Here is a 16,634-nt window from a genome sequence, read left to right as displayed (position 1 = left end):
CGGACTGCGCGGGGCCATTGCCGCGCGCCATCCCATATGCGATTTACTCTGGAAATTCAGTCAATTCCGGAGCCTGCCCATGTCTGTTCTGCAAACCCCGAAACCCGCATGGAAGACTGACGATCTCGAGCTTTTCGAAGATGAGGTCGGCAAGTTTTTCTCGCGTGAGCTCGCCCCTCATGTGGAGAAGTGGCGTGAACAGGGAAAGGTTGATCGCTGGGCGTGGGAGAAAGCGGGCGAAGCGGGCCTCCTTTGTATGTCCATGCCGGAGGAATATGGCGGCGCAGGCGGTAATTTCGCCCATGAACAGATCTTTCTCGAGCAGCAATGTTATGCGGGGGTCGAAGGGTTCGGCGCCGGTCTCCATAACTGCATCGTTGCGCCCTATATTCTGCATTACGGCACGGAAGAACAGAAAAAGCGCTGGTTGCCGCGGATGGCGTCAGGCGAACTGGTCGGCGCCATTGCGATGACAGAGCCCGGCACCGGTTCGGATCTACAGGCGGTGCGGACGACAGCGATCAAAAGCGGAAATCAATATGTGATGAACGGGTCAAAAACCTTCATCACGAATGGGCAGACCGCAAATCTCATCATTGTTGTGTCTAAAACCGATCCGTCGGAAGGCGCAAAAGGCGTGTCGCTGATGGTGGTCGAGACCGACGAAGTTGACGGCTTTGAACGCGGACGCAATCTCAAGAAACTCGGCAACAAGGCGCAGGACACTTCGGAGCTGTTTTTCAACGATGTGAAAGTCCCGACGGAAAACCTTCTGGGAACGGAAGAAGGGCAGGGATTTTTCCAGCTCATGGAGCAATTGCCACAGGAACGCCACCAGATCGCCGTCGGCGCAATTGCACAAATTGAACGGGCACTAAAACTGACGATCGAATACGTGAAAGAGCGTCAGGCGTTTGGAAGGCCCGTCATGGCGTTTCAGAACACCCAGTTCGTCCTCGCCGAGTGCAAGGCGAAAGCCACCATGGCGCGGGTGTTCGTCGACAGCTGCACCCAGCAGCTTCTTGACGGCACGCTCGATGCGGCGACCGCGTCCATGGGCAAGATGCTGCTCACCGATCTTTGCGGCGAGATTGTCGACAAATGTCTCCAGCTCCATGGCGGCTATGGCTATATGGATGAATATCCGATCAGCCGCCTTTATGCGGACTGCCGCGTGGAGCGTATCTATGGCGGCACCAACGAAATCATGAAGCTGCTGATCGCTCGCACCTTGTAAGTGATCGCGCTACGCCCGGCGACGAAAGACGACATCCCGCTATTGAAGCGCTGGGATGAGAAGCCGCATGTCATCGCTGCGGGCGGCGGCGATGACTGGTATGACTGGGACGCCGAAATTCCCCGCAACGCCGATTGGGGCGAGCTGTTGATCGCGGAGGAAGCAGGGCGCCCGGTCGGCGTTATGGAAATCGCTGATCCGGCGAAAGAGCCCACCCATTATTGGGGCGAGATTGAAGATAATTTTCGCGCTATCGACATCTGGATTGGCGAAGAGAAAGATCTCGGCCGCGGGCTCGGCACGCAGATGATGCGCGCCGCGCTCGATCGCTGCTTTACTGATGAAAAGGTGAAAGCGGTGGTGATCGACCCGCTGGAATCGAATGTCGACGCGCGGCGCTTTTATGAACGTCTCGGCTTCAAATTCGTCGAACGCCGGACATTCGATGAGGACGAATGCATCGTCTATCGTCTCTCCCGCGCGGATTATGAAGCGCTGGCGGCGAGACGCTAAAGCGCAAGGGAAAGCGACACCGACAGGACGTGATTAAGTGCGTCGGGCGCGTTCTCGCGGTTAATGTGGTTCAGCATGTAACCGGCTTCGATCGCCAGATGGTCCGTCGCCCTGTAATTTATCCCGGCAAAGTTCCGGCTCTGATCATAACCGCTCGCCACGCCCCAGTCGGTGTCATTAAGGGCGATGAAGGTTTCGTTTGAAAGAACCGCCGAATAGGGCGTGCCCTTGAAGGGCCGGCTGTAGCGAAGCGACTGGCGCACCCGCCAGCCTGTGTCACTGCCGCCTTGGATGAACCGCTGTTCAAGGCGCGTGCGCCCGGTAAAGGAACCTCCCAGCGCATGCCCGATCTTGTAGGTCGCTTGCTGCCAAAGACGGTTTTCAGTGACATCGGCGGCGGCTTCCTGACGCGAGATGACGCGCGCATAGCCCGCCCATAGAGAAAGCCCGTCATCGATCCGCCAGCCGAGGCCGGGCCGCAGGATGGAGACGCCGAGATCGCCGGCGTCGTCGCGAAATCGCGCATGACCGTCAAACCAGACGAGAAGTCGGCCGTCCTCTTCCAGAGGGCCATTGGCTGAAAACGCCGTCCAAAGCTGAAAGTCGTCCGCTTTCGCGAGATCAAGCGGCGCTAAAGCGAGAGCGGCGGCCAGTGATACTGTGAACGGGGTCTTCACCTTGTCTTTTCTCCAATTTTCGGTCGGGGTTTTCTTCAGGGGGGAAAACACGACATAGAAACCCTGCCGCCAGTTTCAAGAAAAGGCGGGAAACAATCGGATTATCCTATGGAAACCGCCCATATCTTCGCCGCGCTGAATATCATCGGCCTGTTTGTGTTTGCGATTTCGGGCGCGCTCACAGCGCTTCGAAACGACATGGATGTTTTCGGCGTCGCCATGATCGCCTTTGTAACGGGCGTCGGCGGCGGCACGATCCGCGATGTCCTGCTGGGCTCATTCCCGGTCTGGTGGATCGCTGCGCCCTCGGCCGTCCTGATCTGTCTAGCCGGCGCGGTGACGGCGATCCTTGCGCAGCCCCTGATCGACTCGCGGCTGAAAGCGCTGATCTGGGCCGACGCCATGGGCCTTGCGGTGTTTTCCGTGTTGGGCGCGCAGGCGGCGCTCGCCGCTGAGGCTCCGGCGGTGATTGCGATTTTCATGGGCGCCGTGACGGCGACGTTTGGCGGCGTGGTGCGCGATGTCCTGCTCAATGAACCGCCATTGATTTTGAAACAGGATATTTACGCCACGGCGGCGCTCATCGGCGCCGCCGTCTATATAGGGTTATTGTCTCTCGGACTTGGCGGAAGTCCGGCGGCGGTGATCGCCGCGCTCGCAACTTTCGCCATCCGCGCTGCGGCGATCATCTTCAATATTCCGTCGCCGAAATTCGCGCGCCCCAGAAAGAATGAACTGTAAGCGCGCGTTAAGAGATTAGGCCGCGGCCTTGGCGAGGAGGGCCGCGATCTCATCCTTCAGATGCATGCGCTGCTTGCGCAGTTCCTCTTCGCGCTCATCGCTTGCCGCCTCGACCCGCGTTTCAACGCGGTGAATGTCCCGGTTCACCTCATGATAGGCGTCGGCGAGTTTGGCGAAATGAGCGTCTTCCGTTTTCAGCTTGTGAATAAGGTCTGCATGCTCGGGAAACTCTTCGGCGAGCTCGTGAGGCGTATGGGTCATCGGCAAGGCTCCTTTTTGTTGGGCTTATTTTGGCGAGGAGCGGCGTCATTTCAATTGACGCCGCTCAATTTCATACAATTTAGGCGTTAAGCCGCTTTGAGTTCGCTGGCTTGTTTGAGGGCGCCCGAAAGCGCGGCCTCGAATTGCTCGGGGCCGATTTTCAGTCCTTCGGCGATGATGAATTCCGGGTTGTCGATCCCGATAAACGCCAGGGCGGCGCGCAGATAGGTTTCCACATGTTCAGCCGCCGCCGACGGCGATCCGGGGCCGTAAAGTCCGCCGCGGGAGACGGCGATGATGACGCGCTTTCCGCCGGCGAGCCCTTCGGCGCCCTTGTCGGTGTATCGGAACGTCTTGCCGGCTGTCAGCACGCGGTCGATCCATGCCTTGAGTTGGCTTGGGATGGTGAAATTATACATGGGCGCGCCGATGACGACGATGTCGGCGGCGAGGAACTCGTCGAGCGCTTTCAGGCTTTCGGCCTGGTCGGGGGACCCGTCGCCGGGCATATGGGCGAGGGTGAGGTGGGGCAGCGGCTGGGTGGCGAGGTCTCGATAAACGACATCGAGCGAAGGACGCTCGCTTTTGAGGCGCTGGACGATTGCGGTGGTGATCGGCCGGCTTGCGGCGTTGTCACCGAGGATGCTGGAGTCGATATGGAGAAGTTTCATGGTCTGGTCCTTTTAGGTCTGGAAATTTTAGGTCTGGAAAAGTGACCTGGACTAATTATGTGAGTATCTGGTAAGAGCAAGAACGCATAATGATGGGACCAGGTCACACTAATATGACTGCCGAGGCTGACGAGCTTTTTCACGAAGAATGCCCGAAGGTGAGCCGGGTGCTCGCCCGGCTCGGCGATAAATGGACCGTTCTCATTGTGGTCCTGCTGCGCGAGCGCGCCTTCCGGTTCAATGAAATCAAGCGTGCGGTGAGCGGCATCTCCCAGCAGATGCTGACGCGAACCCTGCGCAATCTTGAGCGGGACGGTCTGGTGAGCCGGACGATCTATCCCACGAGCCCGCCGCAGGTTGAATATGCGCTTACGGATCTGGGCCGGTCGCTCAGCGCGCCGGTGCTGGCGCTTGGCGAATGGGCGAAGGCAAATCTCGGCGCCATCGACGAGGCGCAGGCCCGCTTCGATCGCGAAAGCGCAAAGTAAACGGTAAGCGCCGAAGGCGAATCGGCGGCGTCAGAAAGCCGGGCAAAAAGTTGAAACAATACATTGTATTCCGGGAGTGATGGAGTATTTTCCCGGCTCGGCGCGGGTATAGCTCAGTGGTAGAGCCGCAGCCTTCCAAGCTGAAGATGCGGGTTCGATTCCCGCTACCCGCTCCAGGCTTTCCAGCCAGAAATCCTAGCAATGTCAACATTCTGTGCAGCTCGCTGCGGCTGCGGGCGATTGTCTTTCGCCGTGACCGACGATAGGTCTTGGCGCTTCGGTTCTTCCCAACACAGGTTCATTTCATGTCGGGCAAATATGATGCGGTGCTGGTCGGCGGCGGCCACAATGGGCTCGTCTGCGCCTATTATCTCGCGCGGGCGGGGCTTTCGGTCCGCATCTGTGAGCGGCGCGACGTTGTCGGCGGCGCGGCGGTGACGGAAGAGTTTCACCCCGGGTTCAGGAATTCCGTGGCGAGTTACACGGTCAGCCTTCTGAACCCCGTCGTCATTCGCGATATGGGGCTGGAGGCGCTGGGCCTTAAAGTCATCAACCGGCCGATCTCGAATTTTCTGCCGACAGAAGACGGGCGTTATCTCAAAGCCGGCGGCGGTCTAGAAAAAACACAAGCCGAGTTTCGCAAGTTTTCGAACGCGGATGCTGAGCGGCTGCCCGAATATTATGAGCGGCTTGAGGCCGTCGCGGATGTATTGCGCCATGTCGCCATGCAGACGCCGCCCAACCCGAAACGTAAATTGTCGGCGGCCTTGTCGGCGGCGTCACAGCTTTTTCCCGTGGCGCGGGGCGATCTGCAACTGCATCAGGATATTCTCGATCTTTTCACCAAGGACGCCCGCAGTTTTCTCAACGCCTGGTTCGACTCCGATCCGGTGAAGGCGGTGTTCGGTTTCGACGCCGTCGTGGGCAACTACGCCAGCCCCGACACGCCGGGCTCGGCCTATGTCTTGTTGCACCATGTTTTCGGCGAAGTGAACGGCGTCAAAGGCGCCTGGGGCCATGCGGTTGGCGGGATGGGCGCGATCACGCAGGCCATGCGCAAGGCGTGTGAGGCTGCAGGCGTTGAAATCACGACCGATGCGCCGGTGAAATCATTGCTTGTCGATGATGGCGAAGCGGTTGGCGTCTTGCTCGAAAATGGCGAAGAGATCGCAGCGACCCGCGTCGTTTCCAACGTCAATCCGAAACTGCTTTACGGTCGCCTGACGCCGGCGGATGCGCTCGATCCCGAATTCAAACGCCGCATGGAGGGGTGGCGCTGCGGCTCCGGCACCTTGCGCATGAATGTGGCGCTGTCGGAATTGCCGCAATTCACCTGTCTGCCGGAAGCGGGCGAGCATCATCAGTCCGGCATCATCATTGCGCCGACGCTTGATTATATGGACCGGGCTTTCACTGACGCAAAGCAATTTGGCTGGTCGCGCAAACCCATTGTTGAAATGCTGATCCCCTCGACAGTCGACGACAGCCTGGCGCCGCCGGGCCAGCATGTCGCCAGTCTCTTTTGCCAGCAATTCGCGCCGGAACTTCCCGATGGCAAGTCATGGGCTGATTTCCGTGAGGAAGTTGCAGATCTCGCGATTGAGACCGTCAACGACTATGCGCCGAATTTCAAACAGTCTGTTTTGGGGCGGATGGTGCTGACGCCTCAGGACCTTGAAGATAAATTCGGACTGATCGGCGGCGACATCATGCATGGTGCCATGTCGCTCGATCAGATGTGGGCGGCGCGGCCGGCGCTGGGCCATGGCGATTATCGCGGCGCCCTGAAGCGGCTCTATCATTGCGGCGCGGGCGCGCATCCTGGCGGCGGGGTCACTGGCCTGCCGGGTCGCAACGCCGCGCGGGAAATCCTCAAAGACGCCCGCAATCCGCTCGCGGCCTAGCTTAACCAAGCCCCGGGAGTTGCGGGACTTTTGCCCGCCCTCTAAGCTTTTCCGGAATCGGAAAAACAATGAGCACCACTGACGCCACAAAGGATGCAAAGGCCACCGGCAATCTCGCCGATGCGCTCACCCATGGCGCGGCGCTTCTGGAACAATCGCCCAGGCACGCTGCTGAACAGGCGAAAGCGATCCTCGCGGCGATCCCGGGCCAGCGCGATGCGCGCGTGCTTCTCGCCGCGGCGACAAGGCGGCAAGGCGACGCCAGGGGCGCTTTGGATCATCTCCAGCAGATGATTGCAGAAGACGCCGGTTGGGCCGGCGCCCATTATGAAATGGGTCTGGCGCTTGGCGCGCTGGGCGAGGGCAAGGAGGCGGTCCGGTCGCTTGAACGCGCGCTCAGCCTCGATCCTGATCTCGCCAGCGCCTGGCGCGCGCTCGGCGATCAGCTGACCATGGCGGGAGATGAGGCAGGCGCCGACCGCGCCTATATGCGCCATATCAAAACGGCGGCGAAAGATCCGCGTTTGCTGGAAGCGGCCGACGCCCTGGCGGGCAATGATATTCCCGTCGCTGAACGATTGTTGAAGAGTTACCTCAAGCAACACCCGACCGATGTCGCCGCCATCCGCATGCTTGCCGAGCTGGCGGCGCGGATCGGGCGTTATCAGGATGCGGAGCATTTGTTGTGGCGTTGCCTTGAGTTGGCGCCAAGCTTTACCGCCGCACGGCATAATCTCGCAATTATCGAGCTGCGTCTCGGGAAAGCGGAGGAAGCCTATAGCGAGGCCGAGACCCTCCTCAAGACGGATCCGAAAAATCCAAATTACCGCACGCTCTATTCTTCAGCGCTGGTGCGGGTCGGCGAATATGAAAAGGCGATCGAAAGCTATGGGTCGCTGTTGCGGGAATATCCAAAACAGCCAAAGGCGTGGATGAGTTACGGCCATGCGCTCAAAACAGTAGGGCGCACGCCGGAGTCTGTTGACGCGTACAAGAAAAGCCTCGATTTGCAGCCGAGTCTCGGCGAGGCTTATTGGAGCCTTGCCAACCTGAAAATATTCCGCTTTGAGCCCGCCGATATCGCCGCCATGAAGGCGCAGCTCCAGCGTGGTGACATCGACGATGATGACCGGCTGCATCTTCATTTCGCGCTGGGCAAGGCGCTCGAAGATGCGAAGGAATATGAAGAATCCTTCCTTCACTACGAACAGGGAAATGCGATCCGGCAGAAACAGATCGTCTATGATGAAGACGAGATGGCGGTGCGGCTGGACCGGTCGAAAGCGGTGCTGAGCCCGGCGTTGCTCGCCGCCAAAGCAGGCAGAGGGTGCGAAAAGTCCGATCCGATATTCATTGTCGGCATGCCGAGGGCCGGGTCGACCTTGCTTGAACAAATTCTTTCGAGCCACAGTCAGGTCGAAGGCACGATGGAGCTGCCGGATATTATCGCTATCGCTAAACGTCTTGGCGGCAAGGCCAAGCGCAGCGAAGAGTCCCGCTATCCTGAAATCATCGCGGAGCTTTCCGATGATCAGCTGAACGCGCTTGGCGAGGAATATCTGGAGCGCACGCGCATCCAGCGGAAAACCGACAAGCCGTTCTTCATTGACAAGATGCCCAACAACTTCATGCATGTGGGGCTTATTCACCTGATCTTGCCCAACGCAAAAATTATTGATGCGCGCCGCCACCCCATGGCCTGCTGTTTCTCAGGGTTCAAACAGCACTTTGCGAAAGGGCAGGGGTTTTCCTACGGGCTTGAGCGGATTGGGCGCTACTATCGCGACTATGTTTTGTTGATGAAACATTTCGACGAGGTCGCGCCGGGCGTTGTTCATCGCGTGATCTATGAGGAGATGGTCGCCGATCCGGAAACGCGCATCAAGGCGATGCTCGAACATTGCGGGCTGCCTTTTGAGGAAGCTTGTCTCAATTTCCACCAGACGGAGCGCGCAGTCCGGACCGCCAGTTCCGAACAGGTGCGTCAGCCAATCTATAAGGGCGGGGTAGACCAGTGGGTGAACTACAAGCCATGGTTGAGCGAGCTTGAAGCTGCACTCGGCGACGTCCTGACGTCCTATCCCGATGCTCCTTAGGGGAATGGTTTCATTCTTCAAGCTGATGAAATAGCCATATTCATCTAATCCATAGGCGCGGATTGGCAACACTCGCCATGTTATTGGCTCGGTTCGCCGCGCCGTGGATTGCCGGACTCCGTAAATTCATACTAGCGTCACAATCAGGGTTCGTGCGGCCAGGGCTCGGGGCATGCCGCCGAACGAGGGCTGCGATCTTGAGAACAGGTCGCGAAATCTGAGTGGTGACAAGATGAACAACGCGAATTCAAGACTGACCCTTCTGGGGTCGCGCCCAATGATGAAAACGGCGCTTCTGGCGTCCTCCATGTGGACCGGCGTGACCGGGGCCGCCATGGCCCAGTCCGAACGCGACACGATTGTCGTGACCGCGCAAAAGCGCGAACAGAACATTCAGGATGTGCCGATCTCCCTGATCGCCATCGGCACGGAGAGGCTGGAAGAACTCGAAGTGTCGTCCTTTGACGACTACGCTAAATATCTTCCCTCGGTGACGTTCCAGTCGACGTCGCCGAATGCGACGTCGGTTTACATGCGCGGCGTTGTTTCCGGCGGCGACGGCAACCACTCGGCCTCGCTGCCTTCCGTCGGCGTCTATCTCGACGAACAGCCCGTCACGACCATTCTCGGCTTCCTGCCCATCCATATTTACGACATCGAACGGGTTGAGGCGCTCGCCGGCCCGCAAGGCACGCTGTTCGGCGCTTCATCTCAGGCCGGCACGCTTCGCATCATCACCAATAAACCAAAGCTCGGTGAAGTTGAGGGCGGCTTTGACGCCGAGGTCAACACGATCAAGGATGGCGAAGTCGGCTTTCAGGTCGAAGGCGTTTATAACCAGCCGCTCGGCGATAACGCAGCCGTGCGCCTTGTGGGATGGTATGTCCGTGACGGCGGTTATATCGACAATGTGCTCGACAGCCGGGCTTTCCCGTCTTCGGGGATCACCAAGACAAATGCCGGTCTCGTTGAGGATGATTTTAACGACGGTGAAACCGTTGGCGCGCGCATTGCGCTGAAAATCGACCTTGATGAAAACTGGACAGTGACGCCGACCCTTCTCGGTCAAAGATCGAATTTCGAAGGACGGTCAACCTATGATCCGAAGCTCGGCGATCTCAATGCCGGCCGTTTTTACGATGAGCTCAATGAAGACAAGTTCTTCCAGGCGGCGATGACGGTCGAAGGCAAAATCGGCAATTTCGATCTCACCTATGCCGGCGCCTTTTTGAAGCGCCAGATCGATTCATTCTCGGACTATACCGATTACGCCTATTATTACGACGTGCTTTACGGTTACGGCGCCTATTTCTACGATGACATGTATAATCTCGTAGATCCGTCGCAGACCTATCAGGGCGATGACAGCTTTTCGAAATATTCGAATGAAATCCGGATCTCGACGCCGCAGGACAAGCGCATCCGCGCCGTCGCCGGATTCTTCCAGAACCATCAAAAGCACTACATTCACCAGCAATATGTCGTGGAAAATCTGACCTCGCTGTTTGAGGTGACGGATCATCCGGACACGATCTGGCTCACCGAACAGAAAAGGACGGACCGCGACCTTGCGCTGTTTACCGAGGTCGAATTCGACGTGACCGACAGCCTGACGCTGATCGGCGGCGTTCGTGGATACCGTTACAACAACTCGCTTGTTGGCTTCTTCGGCTACAATGCAAACTTCTCAAGCCGGACGGGCGAGGCGGCCTGTTTTGAGCCGTCCATTGTTCCGGATTCTCCGTGTACAAACCTTAACCGGACCACGAAAGATACAGGCGAGACTCATAAGCTGGGCGTGACCTATGATCTTGATGACGACAAGATGGTCTATTTCACCTATTCCACCGGCTTCCGTCCCGGCGGCGTCAACCGCCGAGGCACGCTGCCGCCATATCTGGCGGACTCGCTGCGCAATCTTGAAGTCGGCTTTAAAACGGCCTGGGCGGATAACCGCGTTATTCTCAACGGCGCGGTCTTTACCCAGAAATGGAGTGACTTCCAGTTCCCGCTGCTGGGGCAGAACGGTCTGACGGAAATCCAGAACGCGGCGCAGGCGCGGATCAACGGTTTTGAAGTCGATCTCAATGTGCGCCCGTTTGAAGGGCTCTCGATCAACGGCGCCGTTTCCGTGATTGATGCGAAGCTTACCGAAGATTATTGCGGCTTCTTCGACTTCACGACCGGTGGTCCGGCGACGGTTTGTCCGCAGGCCGTGGATGATCCCATGACCTCAGCGGACGAAACATCCCCGCCGCAGGCGTTGGACGGCACGCGGCTGCCTGTTGTGCCGGACTTCAAGGGCACGTTGACGGCGCGCTATGACTTCCCAGTGGGGGGTGAGTTGATGGCCCACCTTCAGGGCTCGGTCAGCGGTCAGACAGAGTCTGCGGCGGGTCTCACTGACGCGGATGTCGCGACGCTTGGGCCGCAGCCCGGCTATGCAGTGTTCGACTTCAGCACGGGTCTTCGCAATGAAGAAGCCGGATGGGAGCTGGTTGTCTATGTCGCCAATGCGACTGATGAGCGTGCGCGTCAATTGAACCTCGTCGCTTGCGGCGTTTGCGGCTCGCGCGTTCAATATGGCGTCAACATGCCGCGCACCGTTGGCGTCCGCTTTGGCCAAGATTTCTGAGGCGGATAACAATGTCTATGTGATGAAAACCGGCGCGCCCTGGCGCGCCGGTTTTTCTTTGGCGACCTAGTCACAGCGACGCGTGTCGAAAGAAGAGGGGCCTTTGACCCAAACCGCCGTCCAACCCGTCAAACAGGATAAGTCGCTTGGCTTCTGGATGGCGACGGCGCTCGTCGTCGGCAACATGATTGGTTCTGGCGTATTTCTGTTGCCCGCGGCGCTGGCGCCTTTCGGGTGGAGCGCGATCGCCGGCTGGGTCATGACGATCGCCGGCGGCGTTTGCCTTGCGGCGGTGTTCGCGGCGCTGGCGCGAACATTTCCGAAAGCGGGCGGACCTTACGCCTATGCGCGCGAGGCCTTTGGCCAGGCGCCAGCTTTTATGGTGGCGTGGAGCTACTGGATTTCCATCTGGGTCGGCAATGCAGCGGTGGCGACGGGCGCGGTCAGCTATTTGAGCGTGTTCTTCCCGCAAATTGCCGATACAACCGGTCTTCATGCCGTGATTACGTGCGGGGCGATTTGGACGCTCACCGCAGTCAACTGCCGGGGGGCGTTTCTCGCCGGCTCCGTACAGCTTGTAACGACGGTGTTGAAGCTGATGCCGCTTATCGCGGTTATTATCCTCGCCGGGTTTGCGCTTTCGGGCTTCAGCGACAAGCCGGCCATAATCCCCGAATTCAACGGTTTTGTTGATTTCAAACTTGCGAGCGTGACGGCGGCGGCGACACTGACGCTCTGGGCGCTGTTGGGGCTTGAATCCGCGACCGTGCCCGCAGAGCATGTGGAGAATCCGTCAAAAACAATCCCGCGCGCCACCATGACCGGTATGATCCTCGCCGGGATTATCTATCTTTTCTCCTGCTCGGCGGTGATCCTTCTTCTGCCTGCAGATGATGTCGCAGCGTCCAATGCGCCCTTTGCAGATTTTGTCAGCGTTTATCTCAGTTCTGACGCCGGCAGGCTGGTTGCGCTGTTCGCCGCCATCAGTGGTTTTGGCGCGCTTAATGGCTGGATCATGGTGCAGGGGGAATTGCCTTACGCAATGGCCAAAGGCGGCGTGTTCCCGCGCTGGCTGGCGAAAGAATCCGCTCGCGGCCTGCCGGTGCGCGCTCATGTGACGTCGAGTCTGTTGCTGACCGGTATTGTCATGCTGAACTACGCGAAGTCCATGACGGAGCTTTTCACTTTCATTGTGCTCCTGTCCACCACAGCGTCGCTGTTCATGTTCCTCGCCAGCGCGCTTTCCGCCCTTCAGCTTCAGCGCGCCGGACGGCTGAAATCATCGCCCTTGCTGCTTGCGGCGGCGACGGCCGCCGTTCTCTATGCAATCTGGACGATTTACGGCGCCGGCGGTGAGGCCGTTGCGTGGGGAACGGCGCTCTTATTCGCCGGGCTGCCGGTTTATTTCTTCACCCGCTGGCAGAACGGCAAGGCCAGCCGCTGATCAATCGCCGCCGGCAAGCTCTGTGATGAGCGTATGCCAATGGTCCAGCGCGCCGTCGATCGTCGCCACGGGCACACGTTCATTCAGGCCATGGGCGTACATATCCGACGCTTTCATGAAGATGCCGGAAACGCCATAGCTGTCGATCCCGTGGGCGCGGAAGTGAAGGCTGTCGGAGGCGCCGGCCGACATTTCGGGCACAATGGGAAGGCCCGGAAAGCGCCGGTCGACGGCTTTCCTGACGGCGGCCACAACATCGTCGCGCAAGGGTGAGGCGTCGGAATAATGCACCTCATCAGCCAGTTCGATGGTCGCGTCAGGATTGTCGATGAGTTCCACAAGTCTTGCTTCAACATCTGCAGGGTCGACGCCCGGGAAGATGCGGCAATTGACGTTCATGACTGCGCGCTGGGGCAGGGCGTTCGGGGCATGGCCGCCGTCAAGCTGCGTCGCAACACATGTCGTCCGCAACTGGCCGGCATATTCAGACTGAGCGGAAAGCACTTTGACCGCTTTCTTGTTTTTAGGGTTCTCTGCAAAATCGACCATGGCCTCGCCAAGCGCTCCGCCGGTCTGGGCCGCAGCCTGGCGGAAGCTTTCCCGCGTGATGTCGCTCCACATGACCGGAAATTCGTATTCTGAAATGTTGAGCGCCGCCTTGGCGAGATCGTAAATCGCATTGTCCTTGCGCGGCCGGCTCGAATGGCCGCCGGGATTGGTGAAGGTCACCATATAGTCGGCATAGGTTTTCTCAGCGCCTTGAAGGTAATAGGCGACCGGCTCTCCGTCTTCGCTAAGGCTGCCGCCGCCGCCATCGCTGTTGAGGACGATATCCGCGCCTTCCAACTTTTCCGCGAGCGCCATCGTTGTTTTCATCTGGGTTTCTTCGTCGCCGGAAAGCGCAAGAATGAGATCGCGGTTCGGCGTGAAGCCTTCCTGTTTCAGGCGGATAAGGGTTTGCACCATCATGGTGAGGCCGAATTTGTTATCGGTGACGCCGCGCCCGAACAGGAAGCCGTCCTCTTCAATCATCGTGAAAGGATCGCGCGTCCAGTCTTCCGGGTTGGCGCCGACCACATCCATATGGGCCGAAAGCAGGATCGGTCCTTTCTCGCCGGTCCCCTTATAGGTTGCAATGAGGGTCGCCGTTTCGCCGTCGCGCTCAATAACAATATCTTCTGCGGCGAAGCCGCCTTTGCGCAATTCGGCGGCGATATAGTCCGCGACGGCGGGAACATTGCCTTTGCCTTCGACGGATTCAATCGAGATTGTTTTGCCGAGCATCTCGACCGCCTGCGCCGTCATGTCAGGCGGCGTGAGGAGCGTGTCATCGGCATGGGCGGCGAAGGGCAGGGCGCTGACGAAAAGCGAAAGCGTGGCGTGAGAAAGTTTGCGCATGAAACACCCTTTTATGTTGGTCTGCGTTGCGATGCTCGCCGCTTGCCTCGTATTGCGGGGCAGGCGTAGGATCGTAAAACTATAGCGCGAAATGCGCCGGTAAAGGAAAGCTTTTGCATGATGGTTAGAAAAATTGGCCGCGGCGTCGCCGCCTTCTGCGCTATTGCGGCATTCGCCTCGTCTATGACTGTTCACGCGGAAGAAGCGGCCTTCATCCGGGCCGGACGCCTTATCGACGTCGAAAAAGAAACCGTCCTCACTGACCAGTTGATTGAGGTGCGAGACGGGCGAATTGTTTCTGTAAAGCCCTTCGCGCCGATGCAGGATGTCGCGATTATCGATTGGTCGCACTATACAGTGCTGCCGGGGCTTGCGGATATGCACACGCATCTTGTCGGCGATATTCAGGGCGGCATCATCGATCCGCTCTTATATACAGGCGCGGAAGATGTGCTGGCCGGCGCCGGCAATGCGAAGAAAACGCTCTGCGCCGGATTTACGACCGTGCGCGACGTTGGCTCCTGGCGGGCTTTTACGGATGTCGCCCTGCGCGACGCCATCAATCGCGGCGATGTTGAAGGACCGCGCATGGCGGTCGCCGGCGGCTATTTCACCATTCCCGGCGGCGGCGGCGCGATTACGGGTCTCGCCTATGACGCCAAGGCGCCGGAGGATATGACGCGCGGCGTCGTGCGCGGTCCGGAGGATGCGCGTCAGAAAGCGCGGGAGTTTCTTCAGCATCGGGTCGATCTTTTGAAAATGATTGCGACAGGCGCGGTTCTTACGGTGGGGACCGATCCGGGTCTGCCCGAACTTTCTGAAGAAGAAATGCGGGCTATTGTCGGTGAGGCGAAAAAATACGGGAAGAAAGTGACCGCCCATGCTCATGGCGCTGAAGGCGCGAAGATGGCGGTGCGCGCAGGGGTCGATTCCATCGAACACGGATCGCTTCTGGACGACGAGGCGTTGCGCATGATGAAATCGCGGGGCGTCTTTCTCGTCGCCGATATCTATAATGGCGATTACATCAATGAAGTCGGAACGGCGGAAGACTGGCCCGAAGAAACCATGCAGAAAAACCGCGACACTACAGACACGCAGCGCGAGGTTTTCAGAAAAGCGGTCAGGATGGGCGTCAAGATCGCCTATGGCACGGACTCAGGCGTTTATCCGCATGGAGATAATGCGAAGCAAATGCCATATATGGTTCGCTACGGGATGAGACCCATGCGCGCCATTCAGTCCGCGACGCTGCATTCGGCGGCGCTTCTCGGCTGGGAGAAGGATACAGGCGCATTATCCGCCGGCCGGTACGCCGATATGATCGCCGTTGAAGGCGATCCGCTCGAAGACATCTCGATCCTTTCTCACGTAAAAGGCGTCATCAAAGGCGGCCGGGAAGTTCATTGCAAATAGGCGGTTTATGAAACATCTCTTCTTTCTCGTCGCGGCGTTGGCGCAACTCGCAACTGCTCATGCAGATGACGCGCCGCGCGCGCGCGATCTTGGCGTGCCTTTTGACGGAACGCCGGGTCCCCTGAACGCCATCACCGATGTTGATGGCGTAATGGTGGGGCATGAAACCATCATGAAGGATCTGCGCGGAGGGCGTGCGGTTCGCACCGGCGTCACGGCGATCCTGCCGCGTGGGGACAAGACGTTGGATGACCGCGTCTATGCAGGTGTTTTCGCGCTCAACGGCAATGGCGAGATGACCGGGTCCCACTGGGTCGAAGAGTCTGGTTATCTCGAAGGTCCGGTGATGATCACCAACACCCACAGCGTCGGCGCCGTTCATGAAGGCGTTATCCGATGGCGGGTGAAACAGGATGGGCCCGATGCCACGGGCTATTGGTGGTCGCTGCCGGTCGTCGCCGAAACCTGGGACGGGCATTTGAATGATATTAACGGCTTTCACGTAACGTCAAAACATGCCGCCAGTGCGATTGAAAGCGCGAAAGCGGGCCCGGTCGCCGAGGGCAATGTCGGCGGCGGCACAGGCATGATCTGCCATGAATTCAAATGCGGGATCGGCACGTCCTCGCGCAAGGTTGAAATTCGCGGCGGGGAATACACGGTTGGCGTTCTTGTGCAGGCGAATTATGGCGTGCGCAGCGAACTCAAGATCGCCGGCGTTCCTGTGGGCGAACATCTGACGGACAATCTCGCCTATGACGAACCCCAGGGTGATACGGGGTCGATCATCATCGTCGTCGCCACTGACGCGCCCTTATTGCCGCATCAATTAAAGCGGATGGCGAGACGCGCCTCGCTCGGCCTTGCACGCATGGGAAGCTATGCCGGCAACGGCTCAGGCGATATTTTTATCGCGTTTTCGACAGCAGAAGAGACGATGCGCAAAGAAACGCCGGTCTCGGATGTATCCTCGGTTGGCTTCGAGGCGATGGACGATCTCTTTCTCGCGACCGTCCGCGCGACAGAGGAGGCCATTGTAAACGCCATGGTCGCCGCGCGCGATTTGACCGGCGATCAGGGGCATCGCGCCGTCGCCATCAATCATGAACAACTGCGCGAAGTGCTGAAAGACTATGGAAGGCTTGCGGAGTAG

At 58.8% G+C, this 16,634-nt stretch carries 14 protein-coding genes and 1 tRNA gene; 11 read left to right on the top strand and 4 right to left on the bottom strand.

Features of this window, described 5'->3' with window-relative positions; genetic code table 11:
- The first annotated feature begins 79 nt into the window (after nt 1–79).
- Together ACFC5L_RS13010 and ACFC5L_RS13005 are read left to right on the top strand one after the other, a co-directional pair.
- A complete protein-coding gene (locus ACFC5L_RS13010; RefSeq protein ID WP_375202504.1) occupies nt 80–1,237 on the top strand; it encodes an acyl-CoA dehydrogenase family protein in 1,158 nt (385 codons plus the stop codon).
- A complete protein-coding gene (locus ACFC5L_RS13005) occupies nt 1,238–1,750 on the top strand; it encodes a GNAT family N-acetyltransferase (RefSeq protein WP_375202505.1) in 513 nt (170 codons plus the stop codon).
- On the opposite strand, the gene ACFC5L_RS13000 is transcribed toward ACFC5L_RS13005, so the two are convergent.
- Nucleotides 1,747–2,427, bottom strand: coding sequence for a DUF2490 domain-containing protein (locus ACFC5L_RS13000; RefSeq protein ID WP_375202506.1), 681 nt, complete (start codon nt 2,425–2,427; stop codon nt 1,747–1,749). The two genes, ACFC5L_RS13005 and ACFC5L_RS13000, sit on opposite strands and share 4 nt — an antisense overlap.
- Nucleotides 2,428–2,535: 108 nt before the next feature.
- Here ACFC5L_RS13000 and ACFC5L_RS12995 point away from each other — a divergent pair, with 108 nt between their 5' ends.
- Entirely contained in the window at nt 2,536–3,168 is a 633-nt protein-coding gene (locus ACFC5L_RS12995; protein ID WP_375202507.1) for a trimeric intracellular cation channel family protein, read from the top strand.
- Between the two features lie 15 nt (nt 3,169–3,183).
- Here the strand turns inward: ACFC5L_RS12995 and ACFC5L_RS12990 are convergent, their stop codons facing one another.
- Nucleotides 3,184–3,429: a YdcH family protein gene (locus ACFC5L_RS12990; RefSeq protein ID WP_375202508.1), complete on the bottom strand. Its 246-nt coding sequence runs from the start codon at nt 3,427–3,429 to the stop codon at nt 3,184–3,186.
- A gap of 86 nt (nt 3,430–3,515) precedes the next feature.
- The gene (locus ACFC5L_RS12985) at nt 3,516–4,100 is read right to left on the bottom strand and encodes an FMN-dependent NADH-azoreductase (protein ID WP_375202509.1); all 585 of its coding nucleotides are present in this window, start codon (nt 4,098–4,100) and stop codon (nt 3,516–3,518) included.
- Nucleotides 4,101–4,192: 92 nt separating this feature from the next.
- Here ACFC5L_RS12985 and ACFC5L_RS12980 point away from each other — a divergent pair, with 92 nt between their 5' ends.
- The 6 genes from ACFC5L_RS12980 (at nt 4,193) to ACFC5L_RS12955 (ending at nt 12,667) form a co-directional block, all read left to right on the top strand.
- The gene (locus ACFC5L_RS12980) at nt 4,193–4,588 is read left to right on the top strand and encodes a winged helix-turn-helix transcriptional regulator (RefSeq protein ID WP_375203278.1); all 396 of its coding nucleotides are present in this window, start codon (nt 4,193–4,195) and stop codon (nt 4,586–4,588) included.
- A gap of 102 nt (nt 4,589–4,690) precedes the next feature.
- A tRNA-Gly gene (locus ACFC5L_RS12975) sits at nt 4,691–4,764 on the top strand.
- Nucleotides 4,765–4,893: 129 nt separating this feature from the next.
- Nucleotides 4,894–6,492, top strand: a complete 1,599-nt coding sequence (locus ACFC5L_RS12970; RefSeq protein WP_375202510.1) for a phytoene desaturase family protein — start codon at nt 4,894–4,896, stop codon at nt 6,490–6,492.
- 68 nt (nt 6,493–6,560) lie between these two features.
- Nucleotides 6,561–8,588, top strand: coding sequence for a tetratricopeptide repeat-containing sulfotransferase family protein (locus ACFC5L_RS12965; RefSeq protein WP_375202511.1), 2,028 nt, complete (start codon nt 6,561–6,563; stop codon nt 8,586–8,588).
- A gap of 277 nt (nt 8,589–8,865) precedes the next feature.
- Complete coding sequence (locus ACFC5L_RS12960) at nt 8,866–11,223, top strand: TonB-dependent receptor (RefSeq protein ID WP_375202512.1); 2,358 nt, start codon at nt 8,866–8,868, stop codon at nt 11,221–11,223.
- A gap of 157 nt (nt 11,224–11,380) precedes the next feature.
- The gene (locus tag ACFC5L_RS12955; protein ID WP_375203279.1) at nt 11,381–12,667 is read left to right on the top strand and encodes an amino acid permease; all 1,287 of its coding nucleotides are present in this window, start codon (nt 11,381–11,383) and stop codon (nt 12,665–12,667) included.
- Here ACFC5L_RS12955 and ACFC5L_RS12950 read toward each other — a convergent pair whose 3' ends face one another.
- A complete protein-coding gene (locus ACFC5L_RS12950; RefSeq protein WP_375202513.1) occupies nt 12,668–14,065 on the bottom strand; it encodes a M20/M25/M40 family metallo-hydrolase in 1,398 nt (465 codons plus the stop codon).
- A gap of 117 nt (nt 14,066–14,182) precedes the next feature.
- On the opposite strand from ACFC5L_RS12950, the gene ACFC5L_RS12945 reads away from it, so the two are divergent.
- Together ACFC5L_RS12945 and ACFC5L_RS12940 are read left to right on the top strand one after the other, a co-directional pair.
- On the top strand, nt 14,183–15,481 hold the full coding sequence (locus tag ACFC5L_RS12945) for a Xaa-Pro dipeptidase (RefSeq protein WP_375202514.1): 1,299 nt from the start codon (nt 14,183–14,185) through the stop codon (nt 15,479–15,481).
- Between the two features lie 7 nt (nt 15,482–15,488).
- On the top strand, nt 15,489–16,634 hold the full coding sequence (locus ACFC5L_RS12940) for a DmpA family aminopeptidase (RefSeq protein ID WP_375202515.1): 1,146 nt from the start codon (nt 15,489–15,491) through the stop codon (nt 16,632–16,634).

Source organism: Hyphococcus sp. (genome assembly GCF_041986965.1).
GTDB lineage: Bacteria > Pseudomonadota > Alphaproteobacteria > Caulobacterales > Parvularculaceae > Hyphococcus.
Note: the sequence above shows the minus strand (reverse complement) of the source record. Positions and strands in the feature narration are given on the sequence as shown.